This is a genomic window from Pseudoalteromonas sp. (assembly GCF_018402495.1).
In the GTDB taxonomy this organism is placed as follows: Bacteria; Pseudomonadota; Gammaproteobacteria; order Enterobacterales; family Alteromonadaceae; genus Pseudoalteromonas.
The window spans coordinates 131673-152954 of record NZ_JAGYIU010000002.1; the positions used below are offsets into that span (position 1 = coordinate 131673).

The window sequence follows — 21282 nt, forward strand, 5'->3', positions numbered from 1 at the left end:
ATACTGCTATCATTCTTTTTACTTTTGAAAACTCTGTATAAATAACACTGTTATTTATACGAATTTTATTATCAGCTTTTCCAAATTTTTAAAGAGCATATTAATTAGTTAACCCAGAGGGTAAAACTAACTAACAATCATCTGTGTGGACACTACGAACAAATAAGTTCTAAATCGTATAAGGAGGTGATCCAGCCCCAGGTTCCCCTAGGGCTACCTTGTTACGACTTCACCCCAGTCATGAATCACTCCGTGGTAAACGTCCTCCCGAGGGTTAGACTATCTACTTCTGGAGCAACCCACTCCCATGGTGTGACGGGCGGTGTGTACAAGGCCCGGGAACGTATTCACCGCGTCATTCTGATACGCGATTACTAGCGATTCCGACTTCATGGAGTCGAGTTGCAGACTCCAATCCGGACTACGACGCACTTTAAGTGATTCGCTTACTCTCGCGAGTTCGCAGCACTCTGTATGCGCCATTGTAGCACGTGTGTAGCCCTACACGTAAGGGCCATGATGACTTGACGTCGTCCCCACCTTCCTCCGGTTTATCACCGGCAGTCTCCTTAGAGTTCTCAGCATTACCTGCTAGCAACTAAGGATAGGGGTTGCGCTCGTTGCGGGACTTAACCCAACATCTCACAACACGAGCTGACGACAGCCATGCAGCACCTGTATCAGAGTTCCCGAAGGCACCAAACCATCTCTGGTAAGTTCTCTGTATGTCAAGTGTAGGTAAGGTTCTTCGCGTTGCATCGAATTAAACCACATGCTCCACCGCTTGTGCGGGCCCCGTCAATTCATTTGAGTTTTAACCTTGCGGCCGTACTCCCCAGGCGGTCTACTTAATGCGTTAGCTTTGAAAAACAGAACCGAGGTTCCGAGCTTCTAGTAGACATCGTTTACGGCGTGGACTACCAGGGTATCTAATCCTGTTTGCTCCCCACGCTTTCGTACATGAGCGTCAGTGTTGACCCAGGTGGCTGCCTTCGCCATCGGTATTCCTTCAGATCTCTACGCATTTCACCGCTACACCTGAAATTCTACCACACTCTATCACACTCTAGTTTGCCAGTTCGAAATGCAGTTCCCAGGTTGAGCCCGGGGCTTTCACATCTCGCTTAACAAACCGCCTGCGTACGCTTTACGCCCAGTAATTCCGATTAACGCTCGCACCCTCCGTATTACCGCGGCTGCTGGCACGGAGTTAGCCGGTGCTTCTTCTGTCAGTAACGTCACAGCTAGCCGGTATTAACGACTAACCTTTCCTCCTGACTGAAAGTGCTTTACAACCCGAAGGCCTTCTTCACACACGCGGCATGGCTGCATCAGGCTTGCGCCCATTGTGCAATATTCCCCACTGCTGCCTCCCGTAGGAGTCTGGGCCGTGTCTCAGTCCCAGTGTGGCTGATCATCCTCTCAAACCAGCTAGGGATCGTCGCCTTGGTGAGCCATTACCTCACCAACTAGCTAATCCCACTTGGGCCAATCTAAAGGCGAGAGCCGAAGCCCCCTTTGGTCCGTAGACATTATGCGGTATTAGCAGTCGTTTCCAACTGTTGTCCCCCACCTCAAGGCATGTTCCCAAGCATTACTCACCCGTCCGCCGCTCGTCAGCAAAGGTGCAAGCACCTCTCTGTTACCGCTCGACTTGCATGTGTTAGGCCTGCCGCCAGCGTTCAATCTGAGCCATGATCAAACTCTTCAATTAAAAGTTTTTTCTTCCCACTCTATTAAGAGATGAGACTGCTCAATGAATTCTGAATTATTTGTTTTTGTTACCAAAAACGAATTGACTGTGCTGAATAACTACCGAAGTAATTATTCTGTTGGTCACTCAGTTTCTCTTTCGAGAAATCACACTGAGACTCTAAATTTTTTGCCTCACTACTTGCTCAATAAAGAACGAAGTAGCTCGGCTGTTAGAACTCAATCTGTACGAGTGCCCACACAGATGATTGCTTTATATTGTTAAAGAACGTTGCGATTAAAGCGTTAAACTTTATCTCGCTAGGGCTGCGCATATTACGCTTTCCTGTTTTTTTGTCAACACTTAATTTTGTTAAACTTGAAAGTTTTCAGAACTAAGTTTTACTCAACTCTCTGATTAGCTCGTGCCTCGCTATGCGTTGCGCTGCTGCGCATGGCCCCTGCCGTCTCAGTGGGGTCGCATTATAGGGCGAATCGATTTTAACGCAAGCGTTTTTAAAGGCTTTTTTGCATTTAATTTTTACCCCAAAGATACCCAACCTAGACACACATATTACCCACAAAACCCTGTGGATAACTCATTTTTTTACGCTGTTTACTAAACTATTTACTGTGCTTGTGGTAAGTTGCGCCCGATATTTACAACTCGTTCACTAGGTAACGCACATGACAGATATAATAAATAGTATAAGTGGTCTCTTATGGGGTCATATTTTAGTGTACTTATTAATAGCAGCAGGGCTATTTTTTACAATACGTCTTGGTTTTATTCAATTTGTACAGTTTCCACATATGATTAAAGTCATGTTTCAAAGTCGTCAAGGCTCTGACGGCGGCATTTCTTCTTTCCAAGCATTTTGTACTTCTTTAGCAGCCCGTGTTGGTACTGGTAATATGGCAGGTGTTGCCGTTGCGCTTTATTTAGGTGGCGCAGGTGCTATTTTTTGGATGTGGTTAATTGCTTTAATTGGTATGGCTACTAGCTTTGCTGAAAGTACATTGGCACAAGCTTATAAAACTCGAGATGAAGAAGGTAACTTCCGTGGTGGTCCGGCCTATTATATGGAGTACGGACTTGGCAAGCGTTGGATGGGTGTTGTCTTTTCATTGTGCTTAATTTTAGCCTTTGGTTTAGTTTTTAACGCAGTACAGTCAAATTCTATTGCTGCGGCTTTTGAAGTCGCCTTTGGTATCCCTAACTATATAGTAGGTATCGCTCTTGTTATTGGGTCAGGTATTATTATATTTGGCGGTCTAAAAACCATTTCTCGATTTGCTGAATTAGCCGTTCCATTTATGGCTGCTGCTTACCTTGTGGTTGCACTATATATATGTGCTGTAAATTACACTGAGTTACCTGATGTATTTATGCATGTGATCAGAAGTGCTTTTGGTCTTGAACAAGCGGGTGCGGGGGCAATTGGTTATGGGGTAATGCAAGCGATGATCCAAGGGATCAAACGCGGCTTGTTCTCAAACGAAGCCGGTATGGGTAGTGCTGCGAATGCTGCAGCAACGGCAACGCCAAACCCACCTCACCCTGCTTCACAGGGGTATGTACAAATGCTGGGTGTATTTGTAGATACTATTATTATTTGTACTGCAACTGCTGCTCTTATTTTATTATCAGAGCAATTAGTGCCAGGCTCAGATGTAACGGGTATAGCGCTTACACAAGCCGCCCTTGAAGAACATGTAGGCAGCTGGGGTGCCATATTTGTAGCAGTCGCTATTTTGTTTTTTGCATTTACATCTATTGTGGCTAACTACTCGTATGCTGAAACGAACTTATTGTTCTTAGAGCATAACCACGCATCTGGCATGTTGATCTTCAGGTTATTAGTGTTAGGTATGGTAATGTTTGGTGCATTGGGCGAATTACCACTAGTGTGGACATTAGCTGATGTATCTATGGGCTTAATGGCAATAGTGAACGTAATCGCATTATTTATGCTCTCAGGTGTTGTCGTGTGGCTTGCTAAAGATTATAACGCTCAGCGACGCGCCGGAAAGTTACCGACGTTTGATCCAAATAAGAACGACAAACTCAATAAAACTATTCCAAAAGGTATTTGGCATAAATAATTAGTTTTATACTTCAAATTAAAAACCCGAAACGGCCATTGTCATTTCGGGTTTTTTATTGATTTAACTTTAATCTAAAAGTTACTGATAACAGTAGTCACTTATAAATTACTAGTGTGAAGATAGACGTTATTAAAGCCGCCCAACCTGCCTATAAGCTCACCTTATCCAAACATTATAAGCATCCTACAAGTAAATTTAATAACCTATGTAGTAGGTCTTAATGCTTATAACGGCATCCCTGCTTAAGTTTATATACATTACTAAGCAAAACCATCATAACTAATACCACTCTTATTAAAGAGCCCGGCTTATGATTTTATCTAACGACCTACACCCTGGGTTAATCTCTGGAGTGATCAGTGACAGTCTATTGATGAGCCAAGAGTATGTATCAGACCTTGCAACAAACCATTATTGCTAACAGCAGGGGTAGCAAATTAGTGTACTTAAAGGGATTTAGTAATAAAGATGTGATGATTTAATTAGATTTTACGGAAAGAATATAAAGTGGTGCCCGAGGCCGGACTTGAACCGGCACGACTTGTTAGTCGAGGGATTTTAAATCCCTTGTGTCTACCAATTCCACCACTCGGGCATCGAGTTTGCTAATTAAAGCGTGTGGAGTGTTGATTGGAGGCGGAACCCGGAGTCGAACCGGGGTAAACGGATTTGCAATCCGGTGCATGGCCACTCTGCCATTCCGCCTCAATACTAGGTTAGCTTTAAGATAAACTGGAGCGGCACACGAGGCTCGAACTCGTGACCTCGACCTTGGCAAGGTCGCGCTCTACCAACTGAGCTAGTGCCGCTTTGTTTATCTCGGGGGCTATGCCCTCTCAACACGGACGCATTCTACAGAGATTATTAAACGCGTCAACACAAAAAATGCTACTTTTGAACTGTTTGATTATTTTTTATCTAAAATGGTGCGTTATTAGACGTTTACAATCAATTTTTGGTCAATTCTGCCCATGCTGCAACTAAATATTGTACCATAGAACTGAGCGTTAAAAACGTAGCTATATAAAGTAGCCCATAGCTTAAATACATCATCCAGCTATCGTACTGCCAGATTAAACCGATAATGGCTAACATTTGAGCTGCAGTTTTTAGCTTACCCATATCGGATACAGCCACATTACCGCGCTTCCCCTGTTCAGCCATCCACTCACGTAGCGCCGATATAACAATTTCACGACTAATAATAATAAGCGCAGGGATAGTCATATACAAAGATTGATAATGCTCAGATAAAGCAACCAAGGCAGCACACACCATTACTTTATCAGCAACAGGGTCTAAGAACGCACCAAAAGGCGTTGATTGTTCAAGTTTACGGGCTAAATAGCCATCGAGTATATCTGTGATCGAAGCCAGCCAAAAAATAAAGGCAGCAACAAAGAATGCCCATGAATAAGGCATATAAAATATCACCAAAAAAATGGGGATAAGAAAGAGTCTAAACGTTGTGAGTGTGTTTGGAATATTCCACATAACTACTTGAATATGTCTTTTTTTCTATATTCGCACATAGGGCTAGCCCTTGTCATGCAAATGGTTAAATATCTTCTCAGCCATGTCAGGACTGATCCCAGGAACTTTCTTTAGCTGTTCTATATTAGCAGCTTTTACACCTTGCATGCCCCCTAAATATTTTAATAATGTTTGTCGACGCTTTGAACCAACGCCATCTATTTCCTCTAATAATGACTGAGTGCGTTGTTTTTGGCGCTTATTACGGTGCCCTGCAATTGCAAAACGATGGGATTCATCGCGTATATGCTGGATCAAATGTAGCGCTGGTGCATCAGAATCCATAGGAATTGTTTTACGCCCGCCATCTATAAGCAAGGTTTCAAGACCCGGCTTACGGCTAGTGCCTTTTGCAACACCGACTAATAGCGGCATTTTTGTATGCGGCCAGTTTTCAAAGTATTGTTCTGCCCTACCTAATTGGCCTTTACCACCATCAATAAAAATAACATCGGGAATTTTATCTTCATCCACTAACTTGTTATAACGTTTGTTTAGTGCAAATTCCATAGCGGCGTAATCATCGCCACCGGTGATACCGGTCACGTTGTAACGACGATATTCTTTATTATTAGGCCCTTGAGAATCAAAGACAACACAACTAGCCACGGTGTTTTCACCCATGGTGTGGCTGATATCAAAACATTCCATGCGATTAATGTCATCAAGACGCAAGGTAGCCTTTAATTGAGCATAACGCTTGTTTATCGAGTCTTGAGTGCTTTGCTTAACCGTAATACTATTTAATGCGTTTTTATTCGCTAATTGTAAGTATTGTGCTCGCTCACCACGGGTAACCACTTTAAGCGATACTTTACGTTCACTAACTTGAGTTAGTGCTTCGCTGAGCGCACCACTTTCTTCTATTTCAAATGGTAAGATGATTTCTTTGGCAATGCGTCCTGTTGATCCCGGCGCTAAGTAATATTGGCCTAAGAAAGAGGTTAAGATTTCCTGCTCCTGTGAGTCTTTAGGTACCTTTGGAAAATAAGTTTTACTACCTAGCACTTTATGATCGCGGATCATTAATAGATGAATTCCATTTAAACCATTTAAATGGGCAAAGCCTACTACATCCATTTCCGCAAAATTACCGGATATTGATTGTTGCTCCTGCATTTTACGCAATAGCATAATTTGGTCACGAACTTTAGCTGCGAGTTCAAAATTAAGCTGCTCACTGGCTTTTTCCATTTTAGCGATAAGATCAGCTATCACTTCATGGGATTTACCGGTTAAAAATTTACGCACATAATCAACTTGCTGCGCGTATTCATCTTCAGAGACTTTATTAACACACGGTGCAGAGCAACGTTTTAGTTGGTATTGCAAACATGGCCGACTGCGCGCACGATAATAGGCATCTTCACATTGACGTACCGGAAATATTTTTTGCATTAAGCGCAAACTTTCTGATACGGCTCCAGCACTTGGAAACGGGCCAAAGTATTCGCCTTTTACTTTTCTGCTGCCACGATGAAAGGCTAAACGAGGATGCTTATGATTAGTGAGTAATATGTAAGGGTACGATTTATCATCACGTAACAAAATATTGTAACGTGGCTGGTATTTTTTTATGAGGTTATTTTCAAGCAGTAATGCTTCTGTTTCTGTATTAGTGAGTGTCACCTCAATATTACAAATATTACTGACTAATACGCGGGTTTTGCTGTCGGTAATGTTGCTACGAAAGTAACTACTTACCCGCTTTTTTAAACTTTTAGCTTTACCGACATAGATAACTTGGTTGTCATTATCGAGCATACGATAAACGCCTGGCTCACCCGATAATGTTTTTAAAAACTGGATATGATCAAATTCAGACATAAATACCGGCTAGTAAGATATATCTATATCAATCATTTTGTAACGTATGGCTAAATGAGTAAGCTCTACATCGCCCCCTACGTTAAGCTTTTCAAACATACGATAGCGATAACTGTTTACTGTTTTAGAGCTTAAATTTAAACGCTCAGCAATATCCTGTGCTTTTTCACCTTTGGTGATCATCAACATAATTTGCAGTTCACGCTCAGATAAACTTTGAAATGGGTTTTCATCAGTTCTACCGGTTACCTGCGCAAGTGCAATTTGTTGTGCTATTTCTGGAGCAATATAGCGTTGTCCTGTATGAACGCAACGGATAGCACGGACCATTTCATCAGATCCTGCACCTTTGGTTAAAAAACCATGAGCACCAATTTGCATAACCTTGCTCGGAAATGGGTCTTCGCAATTAACTGTAAGCACAATAATTTTTACATCAGGACAATAACGGCAAATCTTTTTAGTTGCCTCAAGTCCGCCCATACCAGGCATGTTCATATCCATTAACACTATATTTGGCGCATGTTGACGACAAAACTGCACAGCCTCTTCGCCTGTTTTAGCTTCACCTATTACTTTAAAACCACGTATGTCATCAAGAATACGTCTGATCCCTGTGCGTACAAGTTCATGGTCATCAACTAAAAGTACGTTAATCAATGGAACACCCTCACTAGCCTAATAAGATGCAAGTTAACAAAATTAATTTTCAACATTAGCATAGATACGACGAAACCATAACTAATATTATTTTTTCGCCGTCGGTCGTTATGACCCAATATGAACAAAGCGCATTTACCTGCAATAGATTAATACGCTACTAAGATTTAAGCTGACGCTTTTTCACTAAAACGGTCTACCCACAAAGCAATGATACCGTCGCCAGTTACATTACACGCGGTACCGAAGCTATCTTGTGCTAGGTAAAGTGCAATCATTAGTGCCACCGCACCTTCGTTGAACCCAAGCATACTAGTTAATAAACCTAACGCCGACATTACCGCACCACCTGGGGCACCTGGGGCAGCAATCATAACCACACCTAACATCATAATGAATGGCAACATTGAAATTAGTGAGGGCACTTCCATGCTAGGCGATAAAAACATTACCGCCATGGCACACGTCACAATCGTAATTGTTGAACCTGATAAATGAATAGTGGCACATAATGGGACTGAAAAATTAGCAACATCTTCATTCACTTTGTTTGCCTTACTTGATTTAAGAGAAACAGGAATAGTAGCAGCGCTGGACATAGTTCCTAGTGCAGTAAAATAAGCAGGTAGCATGTTTTTAATTAGCTCGATAGGATTTCGCTTAAGTAATAAGCCTGAAATAATATATAAAACACTCAACCATAACCAATGCATCACTACTGAGGCAATAAGTACCACACCAAATGCTTGCAATGTATCAACAACCGTTCCCGCTACTGTCATTTCAGCGAATACACCGGCAATGTAAAACGGTAGCGCTGGAATAATCACTTTAGATAGTAATCCATCAATAATATCGCGGCCCTGATCAGAGACTATTTTTAATGTGTCTAAGCCAAGCTGGCTCATACCAATACCAAATACAAACGCAGTCATTAAAGCCGTCATAACACCCATTAATGGTGGGATTTCTAAGTCAATAAAACTACTTATTTCTGTGACGGCCTCGGCTTCAAATGAAATACCGCCGCTTAAAAACGGAATAACTGCTGTGACTAATAAAAATGCTAAGGTACCGGCAATAATTGTTGAGCCGTAAGCAAAACCAACCGTTTTTCCCAGTAAATGCCCTGATCCTTTTGGAAGCCCGGCAATACCTGAAGCAATAAAAAACAAAATAATCAGTGGAATTGTAAAACTAATAAGCTGGCCAATAAGCTCTTTCACTGTGTATAAAAGCTCAACGCCAGTTAAGGGAATATAGAGTCCGACTAAAATACCGGCCACAATACCGGCAATTAATTTTAAGATTAACTTCATGGTGATTACTTTATTGAATTTAGATAATGTGTTTTTATCATGTTTTGAATAGTTTGTGTCATAAAACTGTTCAACCGCAGTTCATTTGCACAATTAACCAACAAAATATAAGTGAGTACCGTTGATTTGTTTAAATAACGACTAAATAAACAAGAAATAACGTATAAAGTTAAAAGCGAGCAAATGGCATATGTTCGCCTTTTTAATAACTAAAAAATTAACAGGTTGGATTTTTAGTTCAATCCGTTATAAGCGTAATTAATATATGTTATAGCCAAAGCTTACTTTAACTTTTTTTATCTCACAGTAAAGTAGGGTTATAAAGTTAACAGGATAGCTGTTAACGTGTTGATCAGATTGTACCTAAAGGAACATTATGTCTACTATTTTTGAAGATAACTCACTCAGCATCGGTAACACACCGTTGGTAAAACTTAACCGTGTTACAGGTGGGAATGTATACGCTAAAGTTGAATCACGTAACCCTAGCTTTAGTATTAAATGCCGTATTGGTGCATCAATGATTTGGGAAGCTGAAAAATCAGGTCAACTTACCAAAGACAAAGAGTTAATAGAGCCGACATCGGGTAACACAGGTATTGCACTTGCATTTGTTGCGGCATCACGTGGATACAAATTAACACTCACAATGCCTAACACTATGAGCTTAGAACGTCGTAAATTACTAAAAGCACTTGGGGCTAATTTAGTGCTTACTGATGGCGCAAAAGGCATGAATGGCGCCATTGCTAAAGCCAAAGAAATTCAAGCATCAGCACCTGAAAAGTTTATTTTATTACAACAATTTGAAAACCCTGCAAACCCTAAAATTCACTTTGAAACAACAGGCCCAGAAATCTTTGATGCACTTGATGGCAAAATCGATTTCTTTGTTGCAGGTGTTGGTACTGGTGGAACTATCACAGGTGTAAGCCGTTATCTTAAAAAAGAAAAAGACTTAAATGTAAAATCAATCGCTGTAGAGCCAAGCCACTCTCCGGTAATTAGCCAAACGCTTGCTGGTGAAGAAGTAAAACCAGGGCCACATAAGATTCAAGGTATTGGTGCAGGCTTTATTCCTGGTAACTTAGACCTATCAATAATTGATGGTGTAGAGCAAGTTTCTAATGAAGAATGTATAGCAATGTGTCACGAGCTAATGAAAAAAGAAGGGATTTTAGTTGGTATTTCATCAGGGGCAGCGGTGGTTGCAGCAAAACGTATTGCTGAACGTCCTGAAAATGCAGATAAAAATATTGTGGTTATTTTACCAAGTGCAACAGAACGTTATTTATCAAGCCCAATGTTTGACGAAGAGTTTAGCGAACAAGAGCTTGTGCAATAATCAAGCAACCTGATTTATAAAGGATGTTTTTTAACATCCTTTTTTATTGTTTTTTTTAATAAGTTAACATTTATTTAGTGCAGTCCTCTTTACATCTTCTCCATTCCATCACACACTTTATGTATAAATAATCAACCTGACCAAATATGAAAATAATTTTAACTACTTTTGTGCTCATTTTTAGTATTTTGATCGTAGGCTGTGATGAAAATACTAAACCTAAAGAGCAGTACATTGACAATGATCGCCCAGGCGACACTGCCACTGTGTATTTTGATGCACTTTATAACCAGCATAACTTGCAAAAAGCCAGCGATTTCGCAACACCTAAATTAGCCCGCATAATGAAATCGTATGGGACGGCAAAACAATTTGCACGTAATCTTATTAATCTACAGTACGATGAAGTTGTGATTGAAATTGATATGTCAAATTCAAGCCTGCGAGAACAGTATGGCAATCAGGCTAAAATAAACATTGTATTTACCGGTTATTTTAATGGTAAAAAAATCGATGATTTCCGCAGCATTGAAATGCTTAAAATAAAAGGTAAGTGGTACGTAGATAAAATCATCGCCGATCCTTACGGACGCTGATCAGTCATTCAGAGCCTTAATAACAACAACCGTATATTCGAGCTTAAAAAATACAAAACATAAAAAAGCCTTAAATCATAAATTTAAGGCTTTTTATTATCTTCTTTATTATAACCCAGCGTTAGATGTCTTCTGGTTTAAAGTTATCAACCGCAATAGCCTGCATTCTTAGCTTATTAGCATGATGCATTGCCTCACCATCAACCTTCGTTACGAGCTCGTGTTCAAGTGCGTAATCAATCGCTTGTTCAATATCATAGGTGGCAGGCACCTTGCCTTTTCGTTGCCACTGTTTTAACTGCTTAAATTGATTGTGCATATCGTGCATTGCTAAGAAAGCATTTTCCATAACACCTGTTCCGGCATTTTCATCCACATAACACAAATGGGTGAGTCTATTTCTAAATACCCCTGGTTGAGTCATGTGCTCGCATATACGCTGGGCAATCGCATCACTTGGTTTGTGATAATGATTACCTAATGGAAACACTATACGTTTGAGCACAAAGTTAACCAACGGGTTAGAAAAGTTTTTAAAGAAACCATTAAATGCTTGGCCTATTTCATATAACGATGTCTCTATAGCATATTTTACAAAGGGCAAATCAGCTTGTTGACGCCCTTCATCTTCAAAACGCTTTAATACTGTAGATGCAATATATAAATGACTTAACACATCACCTAAACGTGCCGATATCATTTCTTTGCGCTTGAGCTCACCACCTAACATCAACATTGCAACATCCGTTGTGAACGCCAATCCTCGGCTCATTCTACCTAATTGTTTATAATAGACTGCCGTCTCTCCACATACAGGCGCTTTAGCAAAGTAGCTGCGAGTTAAACCATGCACCAAGGCCATACTTGCATTACTCAGTGCAAATACAATGTGCTTCATTAACAAGCCATCAAATTGCTCAAGTGCAGCATCATCGTCATCCATTGCTGCAACTTCCATTTCTTTTAACACGAAAGGATGACAACGGGTTGCACCTTGGCCAAATATCATAAGGTTACGGGTAAGAATATTGGCGCCCTCTACGGTAATAGAGACAGGAATACCCATATAACCGTGTGCTAAATAGTTATTAGGCCCAACCTGAATCCCTTTACCTGCATGAATGTCCATTGCATCATTCATTACCGTTCGACCCATTTCGGTCATGTGGTACTTTGCAATTGCAGTCACTACTGACGGGCTTAGCTTTAAATCAATAGCGCCCGCGGTCATTAGCCGACACGATTCAAGTGCATAAGTAAGGCCTCCAATACGAGCAAGTGACTCTTGAACTCCTTCAAATTGACCAATTGACACACCAAACTGTTGGCGCACAACGGTATAAGCCGAGGTCATCTTAGCTGCCAAGTGCCCTGTTGCAGTACTTAATGCCGGTAGTGAAATACCACGTCCCGCGCTTAAACACTCTACTAGCATTCGCCAACCACGCCCAGCACCTTGCTGGCCACCAATAATCCAATCAAGCGGAATAAATACATCTTTACCGTACGTTGTGCCATTCATAAACGCCATATTAAGTGGGTAATGACGCTCTCCTGTTTTAACACCTGGGTGATCGGTTGGAATGAGTGCACACGTTATTCCGAGCTCTTTTTCATCACCTAACAACCCATCTGGATCGTACATTTTAAATGCAAGACCTAACACAGTCGCAACTGGCGCAAGTGTGATATATCGTTTTGACCAATTTAAACGCAGCCCCAATACTTCCTTACCATCATGCTCGCCTTTGCACACCACGCCAGAATCAGGAATACTACCGGCATCTGAGCCAGCCTCAGGGCCCGTTAATGCAAAACAAGGCACATCGTCGCCTTTTGCAAGGCTAGGTAACCAACGATTTTGTTGCTCAGTTGTTCCGTAATGCAGTAATAACTCACCAGGGCCTAAGCTATTCGGTACCATGACCGTCACGGCGGCAGTTAAGCTTTTAGTTGCAATTTTTGACACTATTGTAGAGTTAGCAATAGCAGAGAATTCAAGACCGCCAAACTTTTCTGGGATGATCATCGCAAAAAAACCTTCGGTTTTTAAAAAATCCCAAACCTCTTTAGGTAAATCTTTGTCTCTTTGTACAATTTTATAGTCATCTAGCATAGCTAGTAGAGTTTCAACTTGATTATCTATAAATGCAGTTTCTTTTTCACTTAACTTAGGCCGCGGATAATTATGCAATTTTTGCCAATCAGGCTCACCACTAAATAACTCGCCATCCCACCAAACATCGCCCGCTTCCATGGCTTCTCGCTCAGTTTGCGATAATGGCGGCAATACCTTTTTGAACATCTTAAAAGTAGGTCGAGTAATTAAATTCAGACGAATATCTTTAATCGCAAACACCACGACCACCACAACCAGTAATATAATAAAAACTGACATAAGCACATTCCTTTTACCGTTATAAAAACATTGGATTAATTATGACCGATCTTAATTTAAATACAATGGGCTGTCAGACGAGTACTACTAAATGATGAAGTTATTCTATTGCGATTAAAAGATAACGATGAGTAAAGTCACTAATTTATTACACACAGCAAAAAGCCCACAAAATGTGGGCTTTTTAATACTTAACTGGTTTTAATTTATGCGATTAAACGCTTAATTAAAACTGAAAACGCATGTTAGCAAAGTAAGCATCGTTATCTGAGTCATCTGCGTTGTTGCCGTAACCCACTTTTAAACCAATGTTTTTATTGATGAAGTGTTGAGCACCAAAGCTGTAGTTGTCTTCTTTATCGTAAGCTGCAAATACAGAAGTCGCTTTAGAGAAGTAGTAGTTTGTTTCTACGTTCCATTGGTCATCTGCTTCGTCAAGGCTTACAAATGTACCTTCTACTGTTAAGTAGTTACCTTGTTGTAAATCAACAAAGTATTTAGCAGCTACTGAACGAGAATCAAAATCATCATCTGATTCTACAGTGATACCTACGTAATCTGTATCGTTTAACATGTGGTTGTATGCTAAAGAAAAGAATGTAACGTTATCACCGTCTTTTTGATCAACAAATCTTACTTTTGCAAGTAGGTCAGGGTTGAAGAAGTAACCAGCAGAAAGTGTGTATGACTCGTTGTTAGAGTTGTAATCAGCATTTTGGTAAGACGCACGGACAACAAAATCTTCAACGAAGTATTCACCACCAATAGCAGTCACATCGCCAAAATCGTCATCAGCGTAGCCACCAAATACGTTGCTTTGCTTGTTAATGTATTCGAATTGGTCGTATGGACCTAGTGTGCTCTTTGGAGAGAAGTAGTAAGTAGAGTCTACGCTGATAGTATCGTTGTTATCAGTATCTGTGTAGTTTAAGTTACTGATTGATTGATAGCTATCTGCAGCGTGTGCAGCACTTGATAATAAAAGACCTGAAATAATAATTGCTAACTTTTTCATAATGAAACATCCCTATGTACATTGTTTTTGTACTTTAACTACATTGCTAAAGTGGTGGTATGCTAACGCCGCGAAACTGAACGAAAACTGAATTAAGCAATTGTATTTGTTAGGGAATTTGTAAGAAAGTGTTGGAGAAATTTATGTTAAAGTAATCGCAACAAGCTGTAAACAATTACTTTAATTTTACAACCGATTTTTGTTTGTTTCTATAATGAATACTGGCTGATTATCCTATAAACATCATTTATGTTATCACCTGCTTTAAAGTCCTTGCTAATAGGCGTTGGATCTGAACCTACCCATATTTTTAACTCGGCGTCTAAATCAAAGTGCCCCGCACTCTCTTTACTGAATTTAGTAATTTTAGAATAGGCAATACTGATCATTTCCATTTTAGACCCTGTCACGCCTTGCTTATCGATTAAAATAAGTCGCTTATTAGTAAAGATAAACATATCACGGACAACTTTATACGCTTTTTCAACTTGCTCACCTTCAATAAGGGTATTTGCCAACACTTTCTCTAAATCAGCGTCATCCACTTCACTGGCATTACCCATTAAACCACTAAATAGTCCCATTATAGTTTCTCCTGTTTAAATATTTGATTTTCTAATGTATGGCCATTTACTAACTGCCGATACTGCCAATTATGTTGGCGACAAAATTGCAATAGTGCTATATCGAGCGGATCACCGGTTGGTTGATACTCAATCACGTACTCTTTGTGCTGGCTCATATAAACACGACTCACCCCCTCAAGTGCTTGGAGTTGTTGCTCCACATTTTGATACACGTCGCTAAGCATTAAGGTGTAAAAGTGCTTATCGGTGTTCACTGCTTTAGTTTGGTGCTCGCTTAATACGCCTTTATCCAAATGGAGTACTTGGGAACACAGTCGTTCTAATTCAGTTAAATCATGTGAACTTAAAATAAACGTCGCTTGGTCACTTAACTGAGATACCAACTCGCGCACTTCTCTGGCATGAATAGGATCAAGCCCTGCCGTGGCTTCATCTAACATTACAATTTGTGGTGAGCCAATTAATGCTTGCGCTATGGTTACACGCTTGCGCATACCGTGGGATAAATCCCCAGCGCGGTTTTTTGCAATTTCGCTAAGGCCCACTAAATCAAGCACACGAAGTGCCTCTACGTGGCTTTGCTTAGTACTCATGCCTTGTAGCTTGGCATAAAAACTAAGTTGTTTATCTATATTAAAACGCGGATCAAGCTGGGCATCTTGCGGTAATGCACTCACTTTATTAAATAAAGCAGCGCTGCCTGGTTTATGGCCGAGTATTTCAAGCTCTCCCATGCTAGGGGCTATATAGCCGCACAGCAAACTAAATAAAGTAGTTTTTCCTGCGCCATTAGGGCCAACAAGCGCAACGGGAGCACCTTTTTGAATCTCAAAATTCACATTATTAAGAGCCAGTTTTGAGCCGTACGATTTACTTAAATTACGCCCTGTGATTAATGATTTCATAGTGAGCTCCTTGCAAAAACACGTTGCGCAACCACAAGTAACACCGCTGTTTGCACAAGCGGAATAGCCAATGCACTCAATAATGGTAAGTTTTGCCCAGCTAATTGTTCTATTTGCACACCCGGGAATAAATAATCAAGCGTACTTAACGCAGGTATTTGCCACTCAAGCAAACCAACAATAATGCCACCTGCTGTAAAATATAAAATGGCTAACACAATAGATAAGCGAGATGAGCTCGCAAAAGTATTAATCAAACTCATTAACGCAACAAACGGCGCAAAAGTAACAATGAGAATTAAAAATATTGAAACTGCCCGTCCAACGCCACCAGCAAGTAAGCTCGGATCGCGAAACCCAAGCACCGCTAATGTCGCTATAAGCGTGATGCCAACTAAACAAGTTAATACCGCTAATTGCCCTAAAAATCGACCAAAGAGAATTTCAAAACGGGTTGAGCGCAGTGATAAAAACCTCAAAGTACCGCGTTCTCTGTCGCCTACTGTTTGGTCACTACAAATAAATAAGCTAAAAACAGGAAAACTATACAAGGCAATTAGCCAATACATAGCAAATTCGGCTTCAGGCCAATCAAGTAACTTGCTTAACCCAATAGAACCGGAAATATCACGGGCTATTTGTTCAAAATCCGGCGAGCTGATTATGCCCACAGCTTGCCCTATGGGGTAACGTAAAATAACAAGCCACACTAGCGCGAAAGCCGCCAGTGCAATAAGTCCTCGTTTAGTTAAAAACATACGTACAAGCTCAAAACCCGCGATTTGAGTTAAGCGCCCTATGTTTATTGTTAATGGTGTTGCCATTGATTATCCTTAATGACGTTGTTCATGCTCTACAATAAGCGTTATTTAACAACACTAAGTGTAATTACGTTGAATTACCAGCAAAATAAAGCCTGCACAGAGGCAGGCTTTGTAACAAATAATGTAATTTAAACAATGAGTAATTATAAATGTTGCTCATAAATTGCTAATGCTTGCTGCAGATCGGCAATTAAATCTTCAACATCTTCTAAACCAATGTGCAAACGAATAACAGGGCCATGTTCCCAGCCTGTTTGCGAGCGAAGCCCTTTCATTGATAGGTTTGCCGTTACTAAACTCTCAAACCCGCCCCACGAAAAGCCCATTTTAAAATGCTGCAAACTATCTAAAAAAGCATCAATGGCCTTTTGGTTACCGGTTTTCATTACAAACGAAAACAAGCCATTACTGCCGTCAAAATCGCGTTTAAAAAATTCATGCCCTGGGCACGTTGCAAACGCTGGGTGGCGAATATGATCAACTAACTTATGCTGCTCTAACCATTTAGCAACCTCTATAGCCGCTTTTTCATGCTGATTCAAACGCACCGCCATCGTCCGCAGCCCTCTTAATGCTAAATAGGCATCATCTGCACTGGTACATTGACCGAGTAAATAAGAGTGCTCGCGTAACGTTGGCCAATACTTTTTATTAGCGACGGCAACCCCCATCATCACATCTGAATGGCCAACAATGTATTTGGTGGCGGCTTGAATACTAATATCAACACCGTGTTCTAGCGGTCGATAGTGCAAACCATTACCATAGGTGTTATCGAGCACCGTTATTACATTATGATCATGTGCTACTTTTACCATAGCGGGAACATCTTGAATTTCCATGGTAATTGAACCTGGAGACTCTAAAAACAGTATTTTGGTATTGTCTTGAATGTACTCTTTTATATCTGCGCCAATCATTGGTGGATAATAGGTAGTCGTAATACCCAACCCTGCTAATATTTTGTCGCAAAAATCACGGGTTGGCTCGTAAACAGTGTCCACCATTAAAATATGATCGCCAGATTTTAAAAACGATAACAATGTTTGGCTTATCGCCGCTGCACCGCATGGGTATAATGCACAGCCTTCACCGCCTTCGAGTTCAGTAATTGCCTCTTGCAGAGCAAAGTGAGTGGTCGTCCCTCTGCGGCCATAAAACAAGGTTTTGTCGCCACGTGTTTTAGCCGCTTCTTTAAGCTCACTCACCGAATCAAACACAATCGTTGAAGCGCGCTGTACCACAGGGTTAACTACGCCATGGGTGTACGCTTTTTTGCGCCCTGATGACACTAACTGGGTATTTTTATTTTTGCTCGACATGATTCATCCTTCTATCTGAGTACGCCAATATTCAATTAAATAACGCGAAATCGAATCCGCTCTAGGTAGCTTTAAATGCTCCCCTTGATGGTGCCAATCTTTAAATTGCGCAAGTTCTTCGCGAGAAAACCACTTTGCATCTTCAAGTTCATCTTGCTCTGTGCTTATTTCATCACTGCTTGCTGTAGCAATAAAACCCAGCATAATTGACGAAGGAAACGGCCAAGGTTGAGAAGCAATATATTCTGCTTTTTCAACATCAATACCGGCCTCTTCTTTTACTTCTCGGATCACGGTTTGTTCAAGGGTTTCGCCAGGGTCGACAAACCCTGCAAGCGACGAATACAGCCCTTTTGGCCAAGAAGCCTGACGACCCAATAAGCAACGTTCAACCCCATCACTAAATGTTTTCGTCACTACCATAATTACCGCAGGATCGGTACGCGGAAATGTTTGATGCAAACACGCAGCGTTGTCGCATAAGCGCGAGTGCCCCGCTTCAACTAAGTGGTTTTTAGTGCCACAACGGCCACAAAAACGATGAGTGGCATGCCAGTAACACAATCCACGGGCAAGCGCTGCATTTGAGCCATCTTCAAGTGCCACCTGTGTACCAAACTGGCGAATATCTGCAAACTGGGCGTCATCAATAATCGTTGCTAATAACGACTCCTCAAGTGCGCTTACATCGAGCGCAAATACGGCATTATCCTGCTCATTTGAACCTAAAAAAATAGCCTGCGTTAAATCTAAATGTGCCACCTGTTGGTAAGCTAAATACACTACCTCAGGGCTATTTTTTGCAAATAAGGTATGATTACCTTTAACTAAAAGCCATAAACTGTATGCTGTTTTTTTTGCATTTACCCAAGCGGGATCTTTGCGCGCATTTGAGCCTCTGTTTAACGGCATATTGCTGTAGTTAAGCATGTAATTCCTTGATACTAATTGAGTCTTAAAATTACCATAATCATCCACTAAACCCAATTTATTACCATCACAAAAAAAAGCCTAAAATAGGCTTAATTGATCTATGTACCCGCGGTATTAAAAACGCACATGCTCAAGGCAATGATTTACTCAAAAAAATCAATAGCATATCGCGCACATACGTTTAAAGCAGCAGTTGGTCATCAATTAAATGAAATTGTTCAGCACTTTGTTTTAATACCTCTGCGGTTAATCTATCGGCTCCGTACACATCACACGGCACATTGTATTGATTTTTTAAATGGCCCACTAATAGAGCAAAATCACCATCACCTGAGAGTAAAATAACTTTATCAAGGTCTTTCCCCTGCTCTAACATATCTATAGTGATCCCCACATCCCAATCGCCTTTAGCACTGCCATCTCGACGCTGAATGAAAGGTTTGAGTTTTACCTCAAAACCAATCGCACGCAAAATATTTTGAAACTGACTTTGTTTTTCATCACCTCGGTATATTGCATAGGCAAATGCACACTCAATAGCGTATTGTTGTTCCATGATTCGCCAAAAGGCGTTGTAATCAAAGTTTTTTCCGTAGCTTTCGCGACAGGTGTAATAAATATTTTGTACATCGACAAAAATACCTACACGAGGTTTGTTGCTTTGTTGTGAGGTCATTATTATGTCCTAATAAGTAGTACTTGCAATTGCGTGTTAAGTAACCTAAATTAGTTACCAAACCCAATGTAACCATTTTTGGTTACATTTAATAATGTAACCTAAATTAGTTACATATAAATAATCTATCAGGATTTTTATGATTGGTGTGATCAGCGGCGATATTATTAAATCGCAAAAAATACCTAAACAACAATACGATGACATGCTTTATCAATTAGAGCAAAGTTTACGTGCAAATTGCGATAAAACAACATCTTGGGATATTTACCGAGGGGATGCATTTCAGCTGCAAATAGAAAAAAGTGAACGGTTAGTTACCATCGCTATTTTCATCTATTTACAGTTAAAATCTGCCGGCTATGAACTGCGACAAAGCATGGCATTGGGCCACATAGATAACCCGCGCCACAGTATAAAAACCGCGACCGGCTCTGCGCTTACGCTCTCTGGGCAAGGGTTAGATAAAATGGCAAACCAACGTTTTACCTTTGCTATTGCAAATCAAGCTGTTGATGAGAGTTTTAAGCTTAACTTAGCATTTGTGGATGTACTACTGTGTAAAATAACCCAAAAACAAGCAAACGCTTTGTATGTGTATTTAACCCATACTAATAACAGCCATGCAGCCTTAGCTAAAGAGCTCAACACCAGCCGCGAAAACGTGACTAAGCTACTAAATCTTGCTAACTACCAGCTGATAGAACGATTTATTTTACACACACAACAATGGCTTAAAAGCATACAGCAAGGACATGACTAATGGAATTTTCAATATTGCTCGTCGCACTGATTATTGGCCACTTACTCGCTGATTTTTATTGGCAACCCATGAGTTGGGTAAACGACAGAAATACCCGTCACTTTAAAGCTAAAAAACTCTACTTCCATGTCTTAATTCACGGGCTGATCAGTGCAATCGTTATTGCGTTTTGGGAATACACATTTGGCTGGCAACAACTGAGCAGTGTATTGCTTGCCACCAGTATTATCGTAATTAGCCACTACTTTATTGATATTGCAAAATCGTATTCAAATAAAGGGGTCGTGCCTTTTTTACTCGACCAAATTGCGCATATCATTGTTATTATAGCGATAAGTATTTGGCTCACTGACAATCAGCAGTTTACTAATAATCTAATGGCATTATTAACTAACTCAAACGCGCTGTGGGTTATAGCGGGTTACCTTATTATTTTAAATCCCAGTGCTGTATTTATAAGAATGATGCTAGAGCGTTTAACTAACCATTTTTCAAGTGATGGCAGCCTCCCTTTAGCAGGACAAAGTATTGGCATGCTTGAACGAGTGCTAATGTTGACGTTTATTTTATTAGATCAGTTTGCTGGGCTTGGGTTTTTAATTGCCGCCAAATCCGTGTTTAGGTTTGGCGATTTAAGTGCCAGCAAAGATAAACAACTCACAGAATATGTGATGCTCGGAACGCTACTTAGCGTTAGTGTTACTTTATTTGTAGGATTAGCCGTTAATTATTTACTGATAAATTAAAAAACGCGCTACCAGTAAAAGTAAGCGCGTTT

General features: G+C 40.6%; 17 protein-coding genes, 3 tRNA genes and 1 rRNA gene. 5 read left to right on the forward strand and 16 right to left on the reverse strand.

The features are described 5' to 3' along the window. Positions 1 to 179: 179 nt before the first annotated feature. Positions 180 to 1714, reverse strand: a 16S ribosomal RNA gene (locus KG708_RS06105). A 665-nt stretch (positions 1715 to 2379) separates the two neighbouring features. Here KG708_RS06105 and KG708_RS06110 point away from each other — a divergent pair. Beyond that, positions 2380 to 3798, forward strand: coding sequence for a sodium:alanine symporter family protein (locus KG708_RS06110; RefSeq protein ID WP_213608573.1), 1419 nt, complete (start codon positions 2380 to 2382; stop codon positions 3796 to 3798). A 511-nt stretch (positions 3799 to 4309) separates the two neighbouring features. On the opposite strand, the gene KG708_RS06115 is transcribed toward KG708_RS06110, so the two are convergent. The 7 genes from KG708_RS06115 to KG708_RS06145 form a co-directional block, all read right to left on the reverse strand. Further along, positions 4310 to 4396 (reverse strand) — tRNA-Leu (locus KG708_RS06115). 36 nt (positions 4397 to 4432) lie between these two features. Next, positions 4433 to 4506: transfer RNA gene (locus KG708_RS06120), tRNA-Cys, on the reverse strand. Between the two features lie 28 nt (positions 4507 to 4534). Then, a tRNA-Gly gene (locus KG708_RS06125) sits at positions 4535 to 4610 on the reverse strand. A 139-nt stretch (positions 4611 to 4749) separates the two neighbouring features. Continuing rightward, positions 4750 to 5295 carry a CDP-diacylglycerol--glycerol-3-phosphate 3-phosphatidyltransferase gene (pgsA, locus tag KG708_RS06130; RefSeq protein WP_033103909.1) on the reverse strand — a complete coding sequence of 182 codons (546 nt, stop codon included), beginning with the start codon at positions 5293 to 5295 and terminating at the stop codon, positions 4750 to 4752. 42 nt (positions 5296 to 5337) lie between these two features. Beyond that, a complete protein-coding gene (gene uvrC, locus KG708_RS06135) occupies positions 5338 to 7161 on the reverse strand; it encodes an excinuclease ABC subunit UvrC (RefSeq protein ID WP_213608574.1) in 1824 nt (607 codons plus the stop codon). A 9-nt stretch (positions 7162 to 7170) separates the two neighbouring features. Beyond that, on the reverse strand, positions 7171 to 7821 hold the full coding sequence (gene uvrY / locus KG708_RS06140) for a UvrY/SirA/GacA family response regulator transcription factor (protein WP_213608575.1): 651 nt from the start codon (positions 7819 to 7821) through the stop codon (positions 7171 to 7173). Positions 7822 to 7988: 167 nt separating this feature from the next. After that, positions 7989 to 9140 (reverse strand): dicarboxylate/amino acid:cation symporter, encoded by a 1152-nt coding sequence (locus tag KG708_RS06145; RefSeq protein ID WP_213608576.1) that lies wholly within the window; start codon positions 9138 to 9140, stop codon positions 7989 to 7991. A gap of 376 nt (positions 9141 to 9516) precedes the next feature. Here KG708_RS06145 and cysK point away from each other — a divergent pair, with 376 nt between their 5' ends. Then, on the forward strand, positions 9517 to 10485 hold the full coding sequence (cysK, locus tag KG708_RS06150; protein WP_213608577.1) for a cysteine synthase A: 969 nt from the start codon (positions 9517 to 9519) through the stop codon (positions 10483 to 10485). A gap of 146 nt (positions 10486 to 10631) precedes the next feature. Next, positions 10632 to 11081 carry a hypothetical protein gene (locus tag KG708_RS06155; protein WP_213608578.1) on the forward strand — a complete coding sequence of 150 codons (450 nt, stop codon included), beginning with the start codon at positions 10632 to 10634 and terminating at the stop codon, positions 11079 to 11081. A 121-nt stretch (positions 11082 to 11202) separates the two neighbouring features. Here the strand turns inward: KG708_RS06155 and KG708_RS06160 are convergent, their stop codons facing one another. From KG708_RS06160 to KG708_RS06195, 8 genes are all read right to left on the reverse strand, one after another. Continuing rightward, positions 11203 to 13479 (reverse strand): acyl-CoA dehydrogenase, encoded by a 2277-nt coding sequence (locus tag KG708_RS06160; RefSeq protein ID WP_213608579.1) that lies wholly within the window; start codon positions 13477 to 13479, stop codon positions 11203 to 11205. A 226-nt stretch (positions 13480 to 13705) separates the two neighbouring features. Further along, a complete protein-coding gene (locus KG708_RS06165) occupies positions 13706 to 14494 on the reverse strand; it encodes a putative porin (protein ID WP_213608580.1) in 789 nt (262 codons plus the stop codon). 209 nt (positions 14495 to 14703) lie between these two features. Further along, positions 14704 to 15078, reverse strand: a complete 375-nt coding sequence (locus KG708_RS06170; protein WP_013464587.1) for a PH domain-containing protein — start codon at positions 15076 to 15078, stop codon at positions 14704 to 14706. Continuing rightward, positions 15078 to 15986, reverse strand: coding sequence for an ABC transporter ATP-binding protein (locus KG708_RS06175; protein ID WP_213608581.1), 909 nt, complete (start codon positions 15984 to 15986; stop codon positions 15078 to 15080). The genes KG708_RS06170 and KG708_RS06175 overlap by 1 nt, the downstream gene beginning before the upstream one ends. Next, entirely contained in the window at positions 15983 to 16810 is an 828-nt protein-coding gene (locus KG708_RS06180; RefSeq protein ID WP_213608582.1) for an ABC transporter permease subunit, read from the reverse strand. The genes KG708_RS06175 and KG708_RS06180 overlap by 4 nt, the downstream gene beginning before the upstream one ends. A gap of 143 nt (positions 16811 to 16953) precedes the next feature. Then, positions 16954 to 18132, reverse strand: a complete 1179-nt coding sequence (locus KG708_RS06185) for a cystathionine beta-lyase (protein WP_213608583.1) — start codon at positions 18130 to 18132, stop codon at positions 16954 to 16956. Positions 18133 to 18135: 3 nt separating this feature from the next. Continuing rightward, positions 18136 to 19062, reverse strand: a complete 927-nt coding sequence (gene nudC / locus KG708_RS06190; protein WP_213608584.1) for an NAD(+) diphosphatase — start codon at positions 19060 to 19062, stop codon at positions 18136 to 18138. Positions 19063 to 19246: 184 nt separating this feature from the next. Beyond that, a complete protein-coding gene (locus tag KG708_RS06195) occupies positions 19247 to 19741 on the reverse strand; it encodes an NYN domain-containing protein (RefSeq protein WP_213608585.1) in 495 nt (164 codons plus the stop codon). Positions 19742 to 19880: 139 nt separating this feature from the next. On the opposite strand from KG708_RS06195, the gene KG708_RS06200 reads away from it, so the two are divergent. Both KG708_RS06200 and KG708_RS06205 read left to right on the forward strand, forming a co-directional pair. Continuing rightward, a complete protein-coding gene (locus KG708_RS06200; RefSeq protein ID WP_213608586.1) occupies positions 19881 to 20504 on the forward strand; it encodes a hypothetical protein in 624 nt (207 codons plus the stop codon). Then, positions 20504 to 21250, forward strand: coding sequence for a DUF3307 domain-containing protein (locus tag KG708_RS06205; RefSeq protein WP_213608587.1), 747 nt, complete (start codon positions 20504 to 20506; stop codon positions 21248 to 21250). Before KG708_RS06200 ends, KG708_RS06205 begins: the two co-directional genes overlap by 1 nt. Positions 21251 to 21282: the final 32 nt, after the last annotated feature.